This is a genomic window from Bacteroides sp. HMSC067B03 (genome assembly GCF_001811315.1).
In the GTDB taxonomy this organism is placed as follows: domain Bacteria; phylum Bacteroidota; class Bacteroidia; order Bacteroidales; family Bacteroidaceae; genus Bacteroides; species Bacteroides faecis.
In genome coordinates this window covers 108,591-126,136 of the sequence record NZ_KV804458.1, presented here as the reverse complement: position 1 = coordinate 126,136, position 17,546 = coordinate 108,591, and the positions used below count along the sequence as shown (strand labels likewise).

Annotated in this window: 13 protein-coding genes; all 13 read right to left on the bottom strand. The window is 44.0% G+C overall.

The genetic code is table 11. The annotated features are described in order from the left end of the window. Nucleotides 1–22: 22 nt before the first annotated feature. Entirely contained in the window at nucleotides 23–487 is a 465-nt protein-coding gene (locus HMPREF2794_RS23350) for a GtrA family protein (RefSeq protein WP_010538769.1), read from the bottom strand. A 14-nt stretch (nucleotides 488–501) separates the two neighbouring features. Continuing rightward, complete coding sequence (locus HMPREF2794_RS23345; protein WP_010538770.1) at nucleotides 502–981, bottom strand: phosphatidylglycerophosphatase A family protein; 480 nt, start codon at nucleotides 979–981, stop codon at nucleotides 502–504. An 86-nt stretch (nucleotides 982–1,067) separates the two neighbouring features. After that, nucleotides 1,068–2,357 carry an inositol-3-phosphate synthase gene (locus HMPREF2794_RS23340; RefSeq protein WP_008762240.1) on the bottom strand — a complete coding sequence of 430 codons (1,290 nt, stop codon included), beginning with the start codon at nucleotides 2,355–2,357 and terminating at the stop codon, nucleotides 1,068–1,070. Nucleotides 2,358–2,465: 108 nt separating this feature from the next. Next, on the bottom strand, nucleotides 2,466–5,018 hold the full coding sequence (locus HMPREF2794_RS23335) for a DUF5686 and carboxypeptidase-like regulatory domain-containing protein (RefSeq protein ID WP_055270792.1): 2,553 nt from the start codon (nucleotides 5,016–5,018) through the stop codon (nucleotides 2,466–2,468). 100 nt (nucleotides 5,019–5,118) lie between these two features. Further along, on the bottom strand, nucleotides 5,119–6,411 hold the full coding sequence (locus tag HMPREF2794_RS23330; RefSeq protein ID WP_055270794.1) for a sensor histidine kinase: 1,293 nt from the start codon (nucleotides 6,409–6,411) through the stop codon (nucleotides 5,119–5,121). Nucleotides 6,412–6,426: 15 nt separating this feature from the next. Beyond that, on the bottom strand, nucleotides 6,427–7,776 hold the full coding sequence (locus tag HMPREF2794_RS23325; protein ID WP_055270796.1) for a sigma-54-dependent transcriptional regulator: 1,350 nt from the start codon (nucleotides 7,774–7,776) through the stop codon (nucleotides 6,427–6,429). A gap of 68 nt (nucleotides 7,777–7,844) precedes the next feature. Next, the gene (locus HMPREF2794_RS23320; protein WP_010538774.1) at nucleotides 7,845–9,323 is read right to left on the bottom strand and encodes a TolC family protein; all 1,479 of its coding nucleotides are present in this window, start codon (nucleotides 9,321–9,323) and stop codon (nucleotides 7,845–7,847) included. A 131-nt stretch (nucleotides 9,324–9,454) separates the two neighbouring features. After that, entirely contained in the window at nucleotides 9,455–12,064 is a 2,610-nt protein-coding gene (locus tag HMPREF2794_RS23315) for a sensor histidine kinase (RefSeq protein WP_010538775.1), read from the bottom strand. A gap of 84 nt (nucleotides 12,065–12,148) precedes the next feature. Continuing rightward, the gene (locus HMPREF2794_RS23310) at nucleotides 12,149–13,402 is read right to left on the bottom strand and encodes an ABC transporter permease (RefSeq protein WP_010538776.1); all 1,254 of its coding nucleotides are present in this window, start codon (nucleotides 13,400–13,402) and stop codon (nucleotides 12,149–12,151) included. 32 nt (nucleotides 13,403–13,434) lie between these two features. After that, entirely contained in the window at nucleotides 13,435–14,724 is a 1,290-nt protein-coding gene (locus HMPREF2794_RS23305) for an ABC transporter permease (protein WP_010538777.1), read from the bottom strand. A 43-nt stretch (nucleotides 14,725–14,767) separates the two neighbouring features. Then, a complete protein-coding gene (locus HMPREF2794_RS23300) occupies nucleotides 14,768–15,388 on the bottom strand; it encodes a GIN domain-containing protein (RefSeq protein ID WP_010538778.1) in 621 nt (206 codons plus the stop codon). A gap of 31 nt (nucleotides 15,389–15,419) precedes the next feature. Next, complete coding sequence (locus tag HMPREF2794_RS23295; protein ID WP_010538779.1) at nucleotides 15,420–16,085, bottom strand: ABC transporter ATP-binding protein; 666 nt, start codon at nucleotides 16,083–16,085, stop codon at nucleotides 15,420–15,422. Between the two features lie 71 nt (nucleotides 16,086–16,156). Continuing rightward, on the bottom strand, nucleotides 16,157–17,404 hold the full coding sequence (locus tag HMPREF2794_RS23290; RefSeq protein ID WP_010538780.1) for an efflux RND transporter periplasmic adaptor subunit: 1,248 nt from the start codon (nucleotides 17,402–17,404) through the stop codon (nucleotides 16,157–16,159). Nucleotides 17,405–17,546 lie beyond the last annotated feature (142 nt).

Below are 17,546 nucleotides of genomic sequence, written 5' to 3'. Positions count from 1 at the left end.
ATCTAAATCTTCTGTTTTTATTTCAATTCCTTTTGAATAAATTCCTTATATCTATATTCCGGTAAACAAAGAGGCGCTGCATATTATAATTCCAGAACAACGCTACAATGACTGCTACTATCACTTTAGGGATAATAAAAAAGTCTCCGAAATACTGGCTGAGTGTATCGCGTACCCATGGAATTCTCGCTAACGATTCCGTCAAAGTATACGTTCCCCAAGTATTCAGCCAAATACTGCAAATCCATACAATAATGAACTTCACAGCAATATGTGTTTTCTTTCCTTTAGATTTAAAAGTCCATTTATAATTGATAACGCAGTTGACAATCCCCCCGTAAATAGCTCCTGCCAGAGTAGCATATACGTAGTAGACATCAAACAGCCTTACCAGAAGGATAGTCACCAGAAAGTCTGCAATAGTCGCCATCTGAGCCGAAAGCTGCGCCCTCAAAAACATGAAGACTCCACCCTTCTGCGAGATCATCCGCGCAACTCTTTTCAGCCAATCACCCATCGTGCCACCGCTAACAAGATAAAACTATACACGCCCGCCAATACATCATCCATCATCACTCCTACTCCTCCTTTGAGGCTCTCCATCTTGCGTACTCCCAATGGTTTGACAATATCGAAAAAGCGGAACAGAGCAAAAGCAGCTGTCACGTACCAATACCAGTGTCCATTATCGGGAACAGCCAGCAACGGAATCCACACTCCTACCATCTCGTCCACCACCACGCGTGACGGGTCTTCCCCCCAACAAGATTCAAGCTTATTGGCAGCCCAAATGCCTGCAAAGGTAAATACAATCACCAAAGCGGCAGTCGCCCATAATACAACAGTGAAAGGAAGCAGAAAATAGAGTGCAATCCAAATGATAGAAGCCAGCAACGCCCCAGCCGTACCGGGAGCAAAAGGAGAAAAACCGGAGCCAAAGCCCGTGCCTATAAAAACAGGTAGAAAGGAGGGTCTCTTCATTATTTCCAATAGCGTGTAGAATAATAAAACTTTCCCCTTACTGAAAAGGGGAAAGTTTATATATTTATCAGGAACATTTTCCCGAATTAAGCCAAATAATCAGGTTCTTTTTCACCAATCATGTTACGCAATGTCTGTTTTACCATTCTCCATTGAGTGAACAGGTCGTGTTCCGGCTGATGTTCGAAATCGTGCATCGGGCTCTTGCAGAAGAATGACAACCATGTCTGGATGCCACACATGCCGGCACGCATAGCCAAATCACTGAACAACACCAAGTCGAGTGCAATAGGAGCAGCAAGGATAGAGTCACGGCAAAGGAAGTTTACCTTGATTTCCATCGGATAGCCCATCCATCCGAAGATGTCGATGTTATCCCATGCTTCTTTGTTGTCCTTACGTGGAGGATAGTAGTTGATACGTACTTTATGATAAACGTCTCCATAGAGGTCCGGATATTTCTCCGGTTCGAAGATAGTGTCGATTACTGACAGCTTACTAACTTCCTTTGTCTTGAAGTTGTCCGGATCGTCCAGTACTTCACCGTCACGATTACCCAGGATGTTAGTAGAGAACCAGCCGTTCACACCCAGCATACGGGTCTTGAACATCGGTGCCAATACTGTTTTCATCAGTGTCTGACCGCTCTTGAAGTCTTTTCCTGAAATAGGTACATTCTTTTGTTTAGAGAATTCCCACATTGCAGGAGTATCTACACACAAGTTAGGAGCACCCATTACAAACGGAGCATCTTCTGCAATAGCAGCATATGCATAACACATACTCGGAGAGATAACTTCTGTATTGTTATCTTTCATTGCTTTCTCCAAAGCAGCGAGTGACATGTGTTCGTCAGACAGCGGAATGTAGATTTCGGTACTTGCAGCCCACAATACAACCACACGTTCGCAGTTGTTGGCAGCCTTGAAGTCGCGGATGTCCTGACGGAGTTGTTCTACCATTTCCCAACGGGTAGCAGCCTTCTTGATATGAGTACCGTTCAGACGTTTCGCCCAGTTGTGATCGAAAGCTGCCGGCATAGGCTTGATAGCTTCCAGTTCATCTTTCACACCATTCAGGTCTTTTTCTTTCAAAACCTCAGCATACATGGCAGCTTCGTATGCGTTATCCGGGAAAATATCCCAACCACCGAAAACAATGTCGTTCAAATCAGTCAAAGGCACAACGTCTTTGATGAGTTTTTCTTCGTTGTTTTCCATGCGCATTGTGGCTAACTGTGTAATAGATCCTATCGGTTTTGCCAGTCCCTTGCGAGAGGCTAGTGTACCTACAATCATTGTGGTAGCTACCGCACCACCTACTCCAACTACTAACACGCCCAGACGTCCGGTAGCGGGTTTAATTTCTTGTTTCATTTCTATTCTATTAAAATTAAACTAAAATTGATGCAAAAATAAGATTAATTAATTACTAATACGACCTTTGTTTGCTATATAAACATTGCAATTAGCAGGATTTAACTTTTAAAAGGTCATGTGGAGACTTATTCTCAAGCCGGACTTATCAACATCGGGAGAATCCCGGTATGTAAGCCGCCAGACATAGTCCAGACGTAATACCTTGAAAATGTTTTCAATGCCCACACCCGCTTCTACGTAAGGTGTTTTTCCCATTGTACGGGTGTTTGCTATCGGAAAAGCGAACAAACCATCGGTCATATCCGGATTATTTTTATCACTCAAATGCCCATAAAGTCCACGACAGGAAACTATTTCCCTCCACTTCAGTTTTTTCAACAAAGGTATGCGATTGAACAACCATCCGTTGAGGAAATACGTCACATCCCATGAGAAATATTCGTCATTCATGAATTCCATTGCGTTCATTAATGAATAAGATTCCGGCTGAATGGTATAAGAAAGGTTCGCATTGGGCATGATGAGCAGCGGAAACGGTACTTTGTCCCACACCTTCCCGGCTTTCAATATAATATCTGTATAACCGAAAGCGGAAAACCAGAAACGTTTCTGTATGCCTGCTTCAGTATGATTATAAGTATAGTCGCTTCCTAGCACTCCTTTTCCGGCAATGGTATGCGACAGCGTAAACACCGGAGCATCCAGCGATACGGGAAAGCGGTTCCACTGCGTCTGGAAAAATTTTTCATTCGGCGCATAACGCAGTTTTAATTCTGCCGCACTGGTAGAGAAGTCTTTGACCGGAGAATAGACCTCCCCCTCTTTCTTCAAGAAAGGGATAAGATAGGTAGATTCGTCTGTCCGCCGGCGTGCCGTGAGCTGGAAAGAAAAGCCGGAATAGAACTCATTGGTATAAGTCATTTCTGCTTGCTGATAATAACCGATACGGTCATCCTTCTCACGTTTCAAGGCAAGGAATACGTTGTCCTTACTTGTATAAAGGTAGTTCTGACCGTATTGATTAACGTCCGACTCATAGCGTACTTTCAACGAATGAATGGGGAACTCGTTGGCATATTCTTTCTTCTTCTTGAATGAGTATTCAATTTCCGCCAACCCTTTTACTCTTTCATCTTTAAATCCGTAAGCAATATATCCTTTGCCAAACAGATGGGGATTAAGCCATGCGGTCGTCATCCCACCACCACGAATACGCGGTCCTTCGAGGGTATTACCACTGATTGTCGCGTTCATCGGCCCGATATAGAAAAGAGGCGCTTCCTTAGAAGTAGGAATATATCCGGTGAAAAGAATGGATAATATCTTCTCCGTCCAATAGTAAACCGGATAGCCACGTAGCTGTGTCATCAGGCAATCTACCGAATTCTCCTGTTGGGAGATGGCTGCTTGCGGACGATTCTCCGCCCAGAAGGTTTCGGGACGTGACAAGGCTTCGGTTTCTTCGATGATGCGTTCCGGCTTGCCGAAAACTTTATCAGCTTCTGCGGTCGGAGCAAAAGAATAGTTACTGTAATCTGCTACCCGACGGGCAAAGATACCGTCTTGTCCTTCAGTCAGTTTAAATTCTACGGTGATGCTTTCGTGGTCGAGCAAACGGGTACCGTCTTCCGCACGCTTGAACTCTTGTTCGAGCAACATATAGTCTACGAAGTTCAGATTGATCTTCTTTGGGAAGTTCAGCACGGCACGTTTGACGAAATAAGTGGAGTCGAGTGTCACGTAGAGGTGTCCGTTAAAGCCGAAAGACTCGGAATTAAAAGGAGTGAAGGCAAGGTCTGCACATGTTTCACCACCTATCTGCAAAGTATCCATCAGGTAATATTTGTAGAATCCTGTACCGATACGGGACAAAGGACTGACAAACTTATTAGTGAACAGAGAAATGTTGTTCTCGTAAATATCTACGTCTTTAAAAACTTCATTGATAGCAGCCTGCATTCCTTGTTTGGAAAGAAATTCATCTACCCCCGCCTGTTTGCGCCCCTTTACCCATTGCTTTTCGGAATGAGGGGATTTACGGTAATAGTCGGTAGCAAGCAGTTCCCGTGCAGATACAGTCAGGATAGGTTTTCCGGTTACGGCGGAAGTATCCACATACTCTGTCAGGAAGTCGAATTTACGGTATAACCATTTCTTCTGTTTCTCCTCGTCGAAATTATTCAGGGCAAAGGTTGTCTTCTCATAACGCTCCCGTTGCCAGAAATCCTTTTCATTGGGTGAATGGTCGTCACGGTGTTCTATCATCCGGCGGACAAACTCCACGGCAGGATTGTCTTTCTTCTTGTAATGTTCCCGCTTGGGTTTTACCAGTACTTCATTGAGAGCATACGTAGCAGGAGAAAGAGCTACCTTATACGAAAGGTTACGGGCCGGATGAATCAAACGGCTGTATTCATTATAGCCTACGGTCGAAATAACAAGGGTTCCTTCGGAACGGTGTGTCTTGAAGTAAAAGCGGCCATCACTTCCGGTAGTTGTTCCTTCGGTCGTATTTTTCAGGCGTACGGATACATAAGATAAAGGTTCTCTTGTCAGAGAATCAGTCACCACGCCTTGCACTATGTACTGGGCATTTAGCGGAACACTGACAGCCAATAAAAGAAAGAGCGATAATGCACCTTTGATTATTAATCTCATACCTTGATATCCTATTGAATTGAGCGGGGCAAAGGTATGAGGGATTTTAGAACAAAAAAAGGTCTATATAGCGGAAGAACTGTTCTCCTTTGACGTTTGATCAGGGAAAAAGAATACGGAATCTGGTCAATCCGTCGGTATACGTCCGCAAAGAGAAGGTACAGCCATGACGCATCAGAACCTCACGGATAAAGATCAGTCCGATTCCCTGCCCATTGGGTTTAGTGGAAAAGAACGGGCTAAACAGCTTTGCCTCTGTTTCCTTGCTGATTCCCTTGCCATTATCTACCACTTCGATAGTGGCGGGAGAAAGGGTACGGACAATAATTTCTCCATCCTTTTCGATACTTTCCGCAGCATTCTTGATGATGTTCACCAGTACTTGTTCGAAAAGAGAGGCATCCATTTTTACTTCTTTCAACGTTTCGTCTATCTCCAGACGAAGGGTTATATTCCGGTCGGTACACATGCCCTCCATAAAACGCTTACACGTAAATGCGAGGTCATTCAGGTCGACCGAAGTAAGCGTTGGCTCGGGGATCTTCACTACATCGGCAAAACGAGTGATAAAACGGCTCATCGAGAAACAGCGTTCGATGCATACACGCATGACATCGCATATATCATCCATCTCTTCTTCGGTAGAAAGCGCCTGCTCTACTGTATCCAGTGTAGAGGTGATTCCGGCTGTGGTATTGTTCACCTCATGGGCAATCATGCGGATCACTTTCTCATAGGCTTTTTTCTCGGCCTTCATTACTTCGTCCGTCAGACTTTCTATCAGGAAGAAAGGATGCTGAAATCCACGGTCAATAAAAGAAGAATGCGTACATCTATAAATATTCGAGTCATTCAGGCGGACGGTCACTGTCTCTCCTTTTGGAACATTTGCCAGTTCGACAGCAAGCGGAGAGTCTATCTCGCTCATTTTCCTACCTTGAACATCTTCCTGACGGACACCCAGCATCTTCTGTGCCATCGGGTTAAGTTCTGAAAGATCATCATCCAGAGAGGTGATGATAACTCCCATCGGAGAAGCTTTAATCAGCAAGTCAAGGAAGTTGTTTTGTTCGCGGAGACGAAGACGTTCGTTCTTAAGTTGTTCCATCATCCGGTTAAAGACGTTCACGATACGGTCGGCTTCATATTGTCCCACAGGACTTAGCCGACTGCTGAAATTCTGTTCACGCAACAATTCCATACCGCTTCCGATAGAGTTCAGCGGCTTTACAATCTTACGATAGAAAAACTGGAGATAGCACAGGATAAAAAGGATCAGCCCCTCCCCTACATAGAAATAGATCAGGTTCAACCGGCTTGAAAGGAAAAGTAATCCACCCCCCAACAACAGAAGCAGGAAAACGAGTATACCAAAGAATCCTTTTATACGCATAATGATAGTTATCTGCTAAACACTGATTCCAAACTTCTCCAGACGCCGATAGAGTGCAGCGCGACTGATACCAAGTGCCGTGGCTACCTGACTCAGATTTCCTTTATGACGTTCCAAAGCCTGCAGAATTGTCTGCCGTTCTATTTCATCCAGCGTCATACCTGCCAAAGAAGCGCCTTCGGCAACTTTCTGATCTTCATGACGGATATATTGAGCATCAAAATCGGCAGCATCAAGTATCGGTTTCCCATTGACCAGAATCGTACGCTCTACCAGATTCTTCAACTCCCTGATATTTCCCGGATAGGGTAAACGGCTCAGGAACTGCATAGCATCCGCAGAAAATTCAGTGCGGGGAAGCCCATTGGCTTCTGCCTGACGATCGGCAAAGTGACGTGCCAGCAAAGGAATATCCTCCCGACGTTCACGCAAAGCCGGCAGTTTGACTGTTATCAGATTGATACGGTAAAACAAATCTTCCCGGAAAGTACGTTCACTCACCATCTTGCGCAAATCAGCATTGGTAGCAGAGACAACACGAATATCGGTCTTACGCGGACGGCTGTCTCCCAATACTTCAAACGTCTGATCCTGTAACACCCGCAAGAGCTTTACCTGACAGGAAGGATCGAGATCTCCGATTTCGTCCAGGAAAATCGTCCCTTTATTCGCCATTTCAAAACGTCCGATACGGTCGGAGGAAGCATCTGTAAAAGCTCCTTTCTTATGACCGAACATTTCACTTTCGAACAGGCTTTGGGATATTCCTCCCAGGTTCACTTTAACAAAAGGTTGTCTGGCACGCTGACTGTTGATATGTATCGCTTCAGCTATCAGTTCCTTACCTGTCCCACTTTCTCCGGTTATCAATACGGAAGCATTCGTCTTCGCTATACGGGCAATGGTATTCAGTACTTCCATCAGCCCCTGACTGCGACCGATGATATGCCGACGGTCAAAAGTTTCATTCTGCTCCTGCGTTGTCTCTTTGAAAGAGCCCGCCAGTTCCAAAGCTGTCCCAATACGCTGCAATAATGCCGCGTTATTCCAAGGTTTGGTGATAAAATCGAAAGCTCCTGCCTGCATACCTTGCACTGCCAGCTGTATGCTTCCCCATGCAGTCATCAGTATCACCGGAGTCTCCGGACGGAATATTTTCACTTGCTTTAGCAGTGTCAGACCTTCTTCGCCCGTAGTAGAAAGGGTGAAGTTCATATCCATCAAGATTAAATCCGGCGCTACGGAACGTACCACCTCCATAGCTTCCCGGGGACCGGGAACTGCCTGTGCTTCATAACCGGCCCGCTTCAGCATAAAACTGAGTGAAGAACGCACTGCACTGTCGTCGTCTATTATTAAAATCATAGCTTATATTTCTTATGACAAAGATATCGCAAATACTCAACACCGGCAACAGATTCTCTGATTAACAGCTATTGCCGTACTATTTCTTCAAAGTCAGCCTCTAATTCTGTGTTAGCCTGAAAATCCCAAAGAGTCAGACTACGAATCTGATAAAAGTAATACCAGTAATAATAAAGTTCGGAGATATGTTTCCGGCGCGCTTCATCTTTGGAGTTCTGTGCATCATTCAAGTCCAGCGTGTTGATTTTACCAATCAGGAAGGTTTCAATACTGGTCTTGTAACGTTGCTGTGCTATTCCGTCCGCTTCTTTGGCTATTGCCAACTGTTGTGCCTGGTTATTGAAATGCTCTACCAGCAAGAAAATATCCTGGTTGAAATTGATCTGTTCCTGCCGGATTTTCGAAAGCACTACATCCCGGTTGCTTTTCGCTACCCGTACCTTTCCACGTCTCTTTCCCCAGTCCAGAATCGGAATCTGAACACCTACCTGCACAATCTGATTGTCCTGCAAGTTTTTATAAACACTGGAAAGTTCACGACTCTCCCCCGTATACCCCACACTGGCAAACAAATTAATGCTGCGCAGATTGCCACGCGCCGTAGCTACCGCATAATCGGCCTCCAGCTGGCGGCGACGAATATTCTGAGCAAAGGAATTACGTTCCAGTGCCTTATTCAATACCATATTATATTCCATCTTGCCACCGTCTACGGTCTCGGGAACCACAGGACAAAGGACTTCATCCTCTCCTATTCCCAGAAAAGCACGGAGCTGAAACATTTTGGCATTCAGATCACTTTCCGCTTCAGTCAATGCGGCTTTCGCATTCAGAGCCGAAAGTTTTAATTGAAGAAGCTCATTTTCTGAAATCTGCCCCATCTTGCGTTTAGCTATAGCAACCTCGTAAAGTTGATTGGCATTCGTCAGATTCTGCCGTGCAGTTCCAAGAGTCTCTTTCGCCAACAGCAGATCAAAATAATAGGTAATAGTCCGCATCGTTACTTCTTCGGTAGCCGTGATAAACTCTGCTTTCGCTTCGGCATAGCGTACAGGTTCTATACGCCGGTTCCACTTCACGTTATTCACGCCAAGAATCGGTTGCGTCAGTTTCAAAGTGACGGGAACAGACATCAGGTGACGGTCACCATTATTACCTAACTGCTTCAGGTAGTCGAGAGAGGAGGTCAATGAAAGTTGCCCACCGGTAAGCCAGATATTCTGGTCGATGGAGAGTTCACCGGAAAGCCCTAAAGCACTGTTGCGGACAAAACTATAAGAGCCGTCAGGATTCTGATAGGAACCGTAAGACTTATTGTAATTAGGCAATGTTCCTTTCAGATTAATTTCCGGAAGAAGATCGGCACGGAAGGTCCGATATTCCCAATAAGATGTTTTTAACTCATTCAAGGCAACAGCAGCGTCAACAGACTGCACACGCGCCATAGCGATAGCTTCATTCAAGGTGATTTCCCTCTCCTTCTGTGCCGACACTGCCAAAGGCAGGCAAACTGCAGCCAAAACAAACAATATACTTTTCTTTTTCATTGTACACGGTATTTTCCATTCAGATAGAATCAAACCATGTGCCAAAAGAATAATACATTTACTATCAATCGTTTATAAAAAGACGCCAGTGTTCATTTTCGGACACTATGCACAAAAATGAACGTTCTGTTTTATTCGCAGAAATTCGGGATACGTACTGTGAAACGAGTTCCCTTGCCTACTTCGGAGGTCACAAAGATAGTACCTTTCAGACGTTCAACGATCGTCTGGCAGATACTTAATCCCAGCCCTGCCCCCTGAGTAAAGTTATCCACTTTATAGAATCGTTCGAAGATATGCCGGATACCCTCTTCGGAAATACCGACTCCTGTATCTTCTACAAAGATTCTGGTGTATCCGGGGTCTTCATCTTCCTCATATCCGAAAGTGATGGAGCCGTAACTCGTAAACTTAGCAGCATTATTTATCAGATTATTTACGACTTGTTGCAAACGGACATTATCTGTCACCAGATATTTTTTCTCATTGTCGGGCATACGAAGAACCAACTCTACTCTCGGTGGCATATTCAGCCGTTGCGAATCATGCACAGTCTTCAGCAGCAGAGGCAAATTATGATTGGCAAACATAAATTCCATTGTTCCCGACTCGATACGTGATAAATCAAGAATATCGTTAATCAATGCAAGCAACAGCCCGCAATTCTTATTGATCGTTGCTATAAATTGTGCTATTTCTTCTTCGGTAAAGCCACTTGTATCACTCAGTAAGTCGGAGAAACCGACAATAGCATTCAACGGCGTACGGATCTCATGGCTCATATTGGCAAGGAAAGCCGATTTCAGTTTATCTGCCTGGAGCGCTTTATCACGTGCCTCCCGCATCTCCTGTTCCGCTGTTTTATAACGCTGGATACTTTGACATACACCTAATATATTATACAACGAGTCTCTTGTCAGACCGGAAATGACAGAGGAACGGTATTCCCACCATTCATATTCTCCATTGGCATTACGCTGACGGAAATTCAAACGGGTATTGGTTTCTTTTCCCGCCAATGTTTTATCAAAGAGAATACGCATTTCCTTCAAATCCTCCGGATAAACCATACGATCCATTTCATCACGGGTAATGGAAGTGATCGATCCGTCATACCCAAAGCGCACAAGAAATCCTTGCGGAAAAATGAAGCTGTTACTCTCCACATCAAACTGCCAGGGGTAGATGGCACTCTCCTCCACAGCCATGTTAAAGAAACGTTTCTGCATTTCTTCATCTGATACGTTACGTGCTGAAAGAGCCATGCCTGTAATCTGTCCTCCGGAATGGATCGGAACAATCTCTCCGGAAACCGGGAAATAATGCTCACTGTGGACTTCTTTCATAAAGGAACCATCAGGAATAATAATACTTTGCCCGGTTTCTTCCACCTTCCTCAACATATTGTGAAGGATATCCTGACCATTATAGTATATCTTGAAAATACTGCCCGCCATCATTCCTTCATAATTCCGTCCTCCCGATTCCGATGGCAAATGAAGCATCTTCAGCAGAGAACGGTTCGTGAAGTGGATATGAAGATCGGTATCATACGTAATCACACCGTCACGTATGGAATGGAAGATATTATCAAATTCATTACGCTGCTCCACCAGTTTATTCTGTACCAACAAGCGAGTCTGGGCATGTATCCGCCGTTTGGCTTCACGTCGGTTAACGCGAATCAGCCACACAATAGAGGCTATCAGCAATGCCAGAATAGATGGATAGAGGAAAATAAATAATAATTTGTATCTTTCCCAATACGGGCGATTGACAATGACACCGCTGGAAGACACCTTATCCGGATCTATGTGAAAAAAGTCCAGCTGCTTGTAGTCGAAAATAAATCCTTGCTTTGTCTCCGTCACTCCCAACTCCAATGGAGATTCACCCTTCAAGACTCTCGATGCCTTCGTTGCAGCAGATACCGCAGAAGTATATGCATCCGCATCATACGCAGCAAATACACCGTTCATCAATCCCACATTCTGACTGGAAAAGACGGGAGCTTTGGAGTTCTTCCCAACAAATGAAAGGAATGGTGACCATTTCGGGGCAACAACAATACGCGCATAACTATTGCGGGGATAGCAGATAGCTGCAATAATATGATTGGTTGACTCGTGCTGGGTATTGTAGAGTTTCATGTTGTAATCCGGATTTTCCTCCTGAAAAAGCAACCACTCTTGTTTGAAGTCCTCACGCCCCTTGTTACTCAGAAAGCTGTTGTCAATCACGCATATCACTTCTTTCCGCTGGGGAAATACCTTTCGTGCCTGCTTTAAAATTACATGAAAATCAGGATTGGCGGTAAATCCACATACATTAGGGAGGCTCGCTATAAGTTCATTATCGGGATACTTGATTCCAAAAAACACAACCGGAACCTGATAAGGCAACGAATCGCCGGAAGAAAAAAGTGTGTAGAAAGCCTCATCGCTTGCTGTGATAATCAGATCCGTTTTCTTGTCACGGGCGCGCTGACAAAAACGGCGCATAATCACCTTCTCTGAGTTGAATGACCAAAAATCCGCATCCAGATATTCAGTAGTAATATTCACAGTCAGTCCATTCTCTCTGAACCCCTTTGCCAACCCCTCATTCAGGTCATTGTGCCAGGGAGTTTGAGAGGTATATGATTGAATAAAAAGTACGTTGTATGTGTGTTCCGCTGCCGCCACCCGGGCAAAAACAGCAAAGAGCAAAACTACAAACAAACAGTAATATTGTCGGTTCATAAGCTAAGAAGCTGCATTGTTTTCAACATTTTGCCTACAAAGATAAGTTATTATATTGAAAACAATGCAAATAGCTCCAGTTTTTTATTCCTCCCGCAAGGCTTCTGCCGGCTGCACGCGAATGGCCTGCCGGGCAGGGAACCAAATGCCTATGAGTATCATCAAAGCCATCAAAAAACAGGTCGCACAGAACGCTATAAGAAAACGAAGGATACTCCATTCTATACCACCTTCTGTCAGTTCCAGATATCCTATATTATAACAAAGAACAGCAGCAGGAACAGCAGCCAGAGTCAACAGCAACAATCCTTCTTTATTAAGACGGTGCCAAATCCCCATACGGGTGGAACCGACTGCAATACGAAGTCCGAGCTCTCCACGACGGTGCTGGGTGCGGAACCAAAACGTACCGACAATGCCCAAGAGTATATTAACCAGCAGGAAACCCATCATCCAGAACCGCGTCTGCATCTGATTGACATTGCTACGATTGTAGATTTCGCGTATCGCTTCGTAATCGTGTACTTTCAGTATGAAGAGGTTTCCTACACTTAACTGAGTATCCGAGAGTTCCATCAGACGTTCCGAAAAACCGGCAGCGGTATTCGGCTTTACACGCAGGCAAACTTCAACATTGACTGGATACAGGTCGTCATTATTCTCGGCTAACTCTGTCTCTGTAAAAGGTACAGCCATATATCGGTCACCATAATTAGACCAAAAGTCATTGTAACGTACTTTGGTAGATACGGCGGCTATTTTATAGACATTGGTAGAATCATCCACATTTATTACTTCTTTTCCGAGTAGTGTGCGGTCACCTTTATAATCGTCGGGCCATATATTCTCACCAATAACCGAATTTCCATTCTTTATAGCCTGCACCAAAGGCCGATAGCCCTGACCATCCGCGCTCTGATAACGGAATACCTGAAAGAATTCCGGCGTCACCGGACGTTTCAACGGACTACGTACCAACGTATCAAGGCGAAATCTGATACCGGAATTACTTCCTATATACGGACGTGCATTCACTGATATGGAGACTGCCTCCACTTCCGGCAAACGACGCAGGCGGTTAGTCAGCTCAATAATGTCTTGCCCTGTCGTCGTTTCTTTCTGTCCTTTCGGGATATAAGAATCACTCTTATTATTTTTCAGACTGAGTTCCAGATAGTAAGTATTGGTAATATCATATCCCAACGGTTCGTAATAAGTACGCGCCGTTGCATAAGTCCAATCGACAATGTACCACAGTACAACGAAAACAATCAGCAATTCTGCCCACAGCCACCCATTCGAACGGCGTTCATTCCATATTTGTTTTAACAGTTGCATCTTTTTTAAAATTAGTTTGTTGAATGTTCCGGTTATCTCTCATTGATGGCATCCACAATATTGGTCCGTGTCACTCTCCATGCCGGAATTGCCGCACTCAATAAATTAAGTGTGAAGCAAGCAAAGAACGCCAGCAAGAATACAGCAGGATCGAACAACAGATCCATACACATTGCACGCAAATCCGTCACACCATTATCCATAAAGTCTATAGAAAACAGCATACTTCCCAAGAAGAAGGTAGCGGCATAACTCAAAACTAATCCGAGCACTCCACCCAACAGTGAATAAAGCATATTTTCAGAAAGCACCTGCATCATCAGTTCGCGTCTAGGTGCACCAAAAGCTTTTCGAACACCAATTTCAGAAAGACGTTTGCGCATACGCGACAATGTCAGTCCGGAAAGGTTGACAGCAGGAACAATCAACAAAATGATTAAAGTTATTACATACTGACGGACAGCCTGCTTCACAGCCGGAGGATTATTGGCCGAATATCGTTGTGCCGCTACGAAATAAGTGTCCGGCTGGTCACGATAAAGTAATTTATAATCCGGATAACCTTCCATATATTTGTCCCTAAGACGTTCGGCTTCCATACGGATCGCCGGAAAATCATCCTGCGATTTAGCCAGAATGTAAACACTCACCATTCCCATAATTCCATAGTTTTCCCAACTGGCAGTAAACGCATCCGTAGAACTCAAAGGAATCCATATCTGGGCATAAGCATATCGTGCCAGTTTGGAAACAGGGCGCACTACCCCACAAATCATATAAGCAGAATGATTTAAAAGGAATGTTTTTCCGACTACATCCGTCGTTCCGAACAATTGGCGGGCTATATCCTCAGTTATCACTGCCTTTGTTGCACCGGCATCAAAAGTTGCCTTATCAAACGGATACCCCGAAAGGAAATCGAACTGGAATACTTTCCAGAAATCATCATCCACCTGCAATACGCTGCAACTAACCTTTTCACCCGCAGGCTTGGCGGCCAACATCGTTTCCGCAAAACTGCTAGTTATAGAAACGGCCTCGGGCGTAGTCATATCTTTAAAACAAGCTTTCGCTGTCTTATAAGAAACAGGGCCGTTACTCTGCCAGTTCTCATTAGTTTTATACTGAAAACCTGCATACCTGAAAATCAACATGCGGTCACGGTAACTTTCCGGAGCAAAAGGTGCAATGGTAGCACGCAATGTGATGACGATCACCATAATCATAGCGATAGCCAATGCCGTACCTATGATGGAGATAGAAGAAAGTAACTTATTCTCCTTCAACAGGTGAAATGCTTGTTTGAAATAGAGTTTTATCATTGTTGTTGCATTATCTTCTCATTCATTTTCATACTTATCAGAATCACCAGCCTTTAGTGCTCACATCCGGACATTTCAACTTTTTATGATTGATTCTCCCCACTCCGTCACGTTTCAGAGAAGCCCTGTCTGCCTTGCCGGACAAAGTGATATTCCCCACCCCATCCACCTTGGCTTTTATAGTATTACAGTTTACATTCATTTCCATATTCCCTACTCCGTCTACTATTAATTGCACCTCATCACAACGAAGATTTTTCACCTCACAATTTCCTACTCCATCAAGTTTAAAAGTAATGTTTTTCAGTTTCAAAGATTCTCTGGCATTGAAGTTACCGACACCATCTATCTTGACGTTGTTCAAATCCGGAGCTGTTATATAAAATGTCAGGTTCTTGACGTTTTTTACATTCTTCTGCTTATATTCGATAACTAATGTTTCTCCCTTTACGGTTACTTTGGTCTTATCAACATACTCAAAAGGTCCTTCCATCCTACAGGAATATGTGTCCGACTGAGTAAAGACAATGTTACCTACAGACTGAAGATTGATTGCGGAAAATTCGCCCACTTTACAGTCTTCACTCACATTTTGTGCCCAAAGCGGACAAAGTGCCACACTTAACAATACGGCCACTGCTGTTATAAAAATATTCTTCGTCATGATTATCTGTTTTAGAATTTTCAACTAGAGATTACTGCACCTGGCGACCGTCAAAGAAACGAATAGTCCTGGAGGTCTGTTTAGCCTGTTCTTCATTATGCGTTACCATCACAATCGTACGCCCGTCTTCCTTATTCAGCCGATGGAGAAGTTCCATGACTTCCGCTCCCATCTTAGAATCCAGATTACCGGTAGGCTCATCGGCAAGAATGATCTCCGGATTGCCAACGATTGCACGTGCTATTGCCACACGCTGGCACTGACCACCGGAAAGTTGCGTAGGGAAGTGATTCATACGATGACTTAATCCGACTTTTTCCAGTACTTCTTTTGCCAGACGTTTACGTTCACTATTGCTGATACGACGATAGAGCAACGGTAATTCAACATTATCCATCACATTGAGCGAGTTAATCAGATGGAAGGACTGGAATACAAAACCCAGCGTTTTGTTACGGAAAGCCGCCAGTTGCTTATCTTTCATTCCCTCGGTGTGCGTACCATTAATTTCAATCGTCCCCGTTGTAGGTGCATCAAGCAGCCCCATGATATTCAGCAACGTGGATTTACCACATCCGGACGGTCCCATAATACTCAGAAATTCCCCGCGTTCTACTGTCAGGTTCACATTTTCCAATGCGACCGTTTCGATCTCGTCCGTACGGTAAATCTTGGAAAGAGAAGTCAATGTTATCATAATTATAAGTATTTAATTTATTCTATATCATATTTCATTATACCCAACCCATACGAAACCTATTATCCGTTTTATCTCATTTTCAGCTTATTCTTGTTCTTGTAAGAACTCATATCACTGACAACCACTACATCTCCCGGCTGCAAACCACTCACCACTTCCACATATTCAAAGTTTGAATCTCCTAGTTGAACTTTACGTTTCACCAACTCATCGTCTGCCGTCTGAACAAAAAGCTCATACTCACCACGTCCTACATAGAAAGAAGCGTTCGCCATCCGCATTACATCTTCTTTCACGGCGTTCATCACATAAACGTCCGTTTTCAGCCCCGAACGTAAACGATGGTTATTATCATCTTTCAACTGCACTGTAAAGGAAATAACTCCGTTTTTAGACAAAGGTGTCACACTGCTGACCGTTCCTTCCAGTTTGTCATTACCTATCTTCACAACCGCTTTTCCTCCGGCAGCAACCCGGTCGCCATACGTATCAGCTATTTCACCTTCTACTTTAAAATGGCTTAAATCTGAAATGACAGCTACCTGTCCGCCTTGGGATATCTGGGCACCAATCTGATTATTAATATAGGTAAGAATAGCTTTACGCGGAGAACGAATCTGGGCATCGTCCAGTGTACGCTTCATTTCGGCAAGACTTTTACGAAAGATATTGAAATCCAGTTCCTGTACTTTCAATTCGGCTGCCGCTACTTCTTTTTCGTTCTTATATTGCTGTTGAAGCTGCTCGTATTCCAGCTGTGCTACGTTATAACTCAATTCTGCCTGACGCACTTTATCTGTGGTTCCTGCTCCCAGACTATCCAGATAATGTTCATTTCGAAGTTCTACTTTCATACGACTCAACTTCATGGCGGAAACCTTAATCTGCATCGCCATATCAGAAAGTTTCGTCTGATTATTAACACGGAGCTGATCCAGCTTATAGCGGCGCATCTGCTCTTCGTCAAGCAGTTTCTTATATTCTGTTTCCGTGCTCTGAAGATCGAGTTTCAAAATCGGAGTACCTACTTCCACACTGTCCCCACCTTTTTTGTACACCTCGACGATGCGGCTGTTGATAGGTGAATTGATAATTTCTTCAAATGCGGGAACTACTTTGCCGGATGCACTGACACTAACTTCAATCATCCCTTTGTCAATCGTAGAAAGTACCAGATCCTTCTTTTCCACTCCTGTCCGCATGATTGATATAAGTACGCCGACAAGAATAATACCTGCTGCTCCTATTGATGAATAACGGATGATTTTTTTATTGCGTTCTTTATTGCGCACCTCTTTCGGAATTTCTCTGTCCATATCTAAGTATTTACAATTTCACATTCAGTTGTTTTGCCTTTTATTATACCAAATCTATGCCAAAATCATAATCATCTGATTAACAATGGATAGTAACAAAAACAGGGTGTCCGATATCGGACACCCTGTACGAATTCACCGC

Excerpts from the sequence above, each read along its gene's own strand:
- HMPREF2794_RS23350 (WP_010538769.1), bottom strand. The coding sequence starts at position 487 with ATGATCTCGCAGAAGGGTGGAGTCTTCATGTTTTTGAGGGCGCAGCTT.
- HMPREF2794_RS23300 (WP_010538778.1), bottom strand. The coding sequence starts at position 15,388 with ATGACGAAGAATATTTTTATAACAGCAGTGGCCGTATTGTTAAGTGTG.
- HMPREF2794_RS23310 (WP_010538776.1), bottom strand. The coding sequence starts at position 13,402 with ATGCAACTGTTAAAACAAATATGGAATGAACGCCGTTCGAATGGGTGG.
- HMPREF2794_RS23320 (WP_010538774.1), bottom strand. The coding sequence starts at position 9,323 with ATGAAAAAGAAAAGTATATTGTTTGTTTTGGCTGCAGTTTGCCTGCCT.
- HMPREF2794_RS23340 (WP_008762240.1), bottom strand. The coding sequence starts at position 2,357 with ATGAAACAAGAAATTAAACCCGCTACCGGACGTCTGGGCGTGTTAGTA.
- HMPREF2794_RS23325 (WP_055270796.1), bottom strand. The coding sequence starts at position 7,776 with ATGATTTTAATAATAGACGACGACAGTGCAGTGCGTTCTTCACTCAGT.
- HMPREF2794_RS23290 (WP_010538780.1), bottom strand. The coding sequence starts at position 17,404 with ATGGACAGAGAAATTCCGAAAGAGGTGCGCAATAAAGAACGCAATAAA.
- HMPREF2794_RS23295 (WP_010538779.1), bottom strand. The coding sequence starts at position 16,085 with ATGATAACATTGACTTCTCTTTCCAAGATTTACCGTACGGACGAGATC.
- HMPREF2794_RS23305 (WP_010538777.1), bottom strand. The coding sequence starts at position 14,724 with ATGATAAAACTCTATTTCAAACAAGCATTTCACCTGTTGAAGGAGAAT.
- HMPREF2794_RS23330 (WP_055270794.1), bottom strand. The coding sequence starts at position 6,411 with ATGCGTATAAAAGGATTCTTTGGTATACTCGTTTTCCTGCTTCTGTTG.
- HMPREF2794_RS23345 (WP_010538770.1), bottom strand. The coding sequence starts at position 981 with ATGAAGAGACCCTCCTTTCTACCTGTTTTTATAGGCACGGGCTTTGGC.
- HMPREF2794_RS23335 (WP_055270792.1), bottom strand. The coding sequence starts at position 5,018 with ATGAGATTAATAATCAAAGGTGCATTATCGCTCTTTCTTTTATTGGCT.
- HMPREF2794_RS23315 (WP_010538775.1), bottom strand. The coding sequence starts at position 12,064 with ATGAACCGACAATATTACTGTTTGTTTGTAGTTTTGCTCTTTGCTGTT.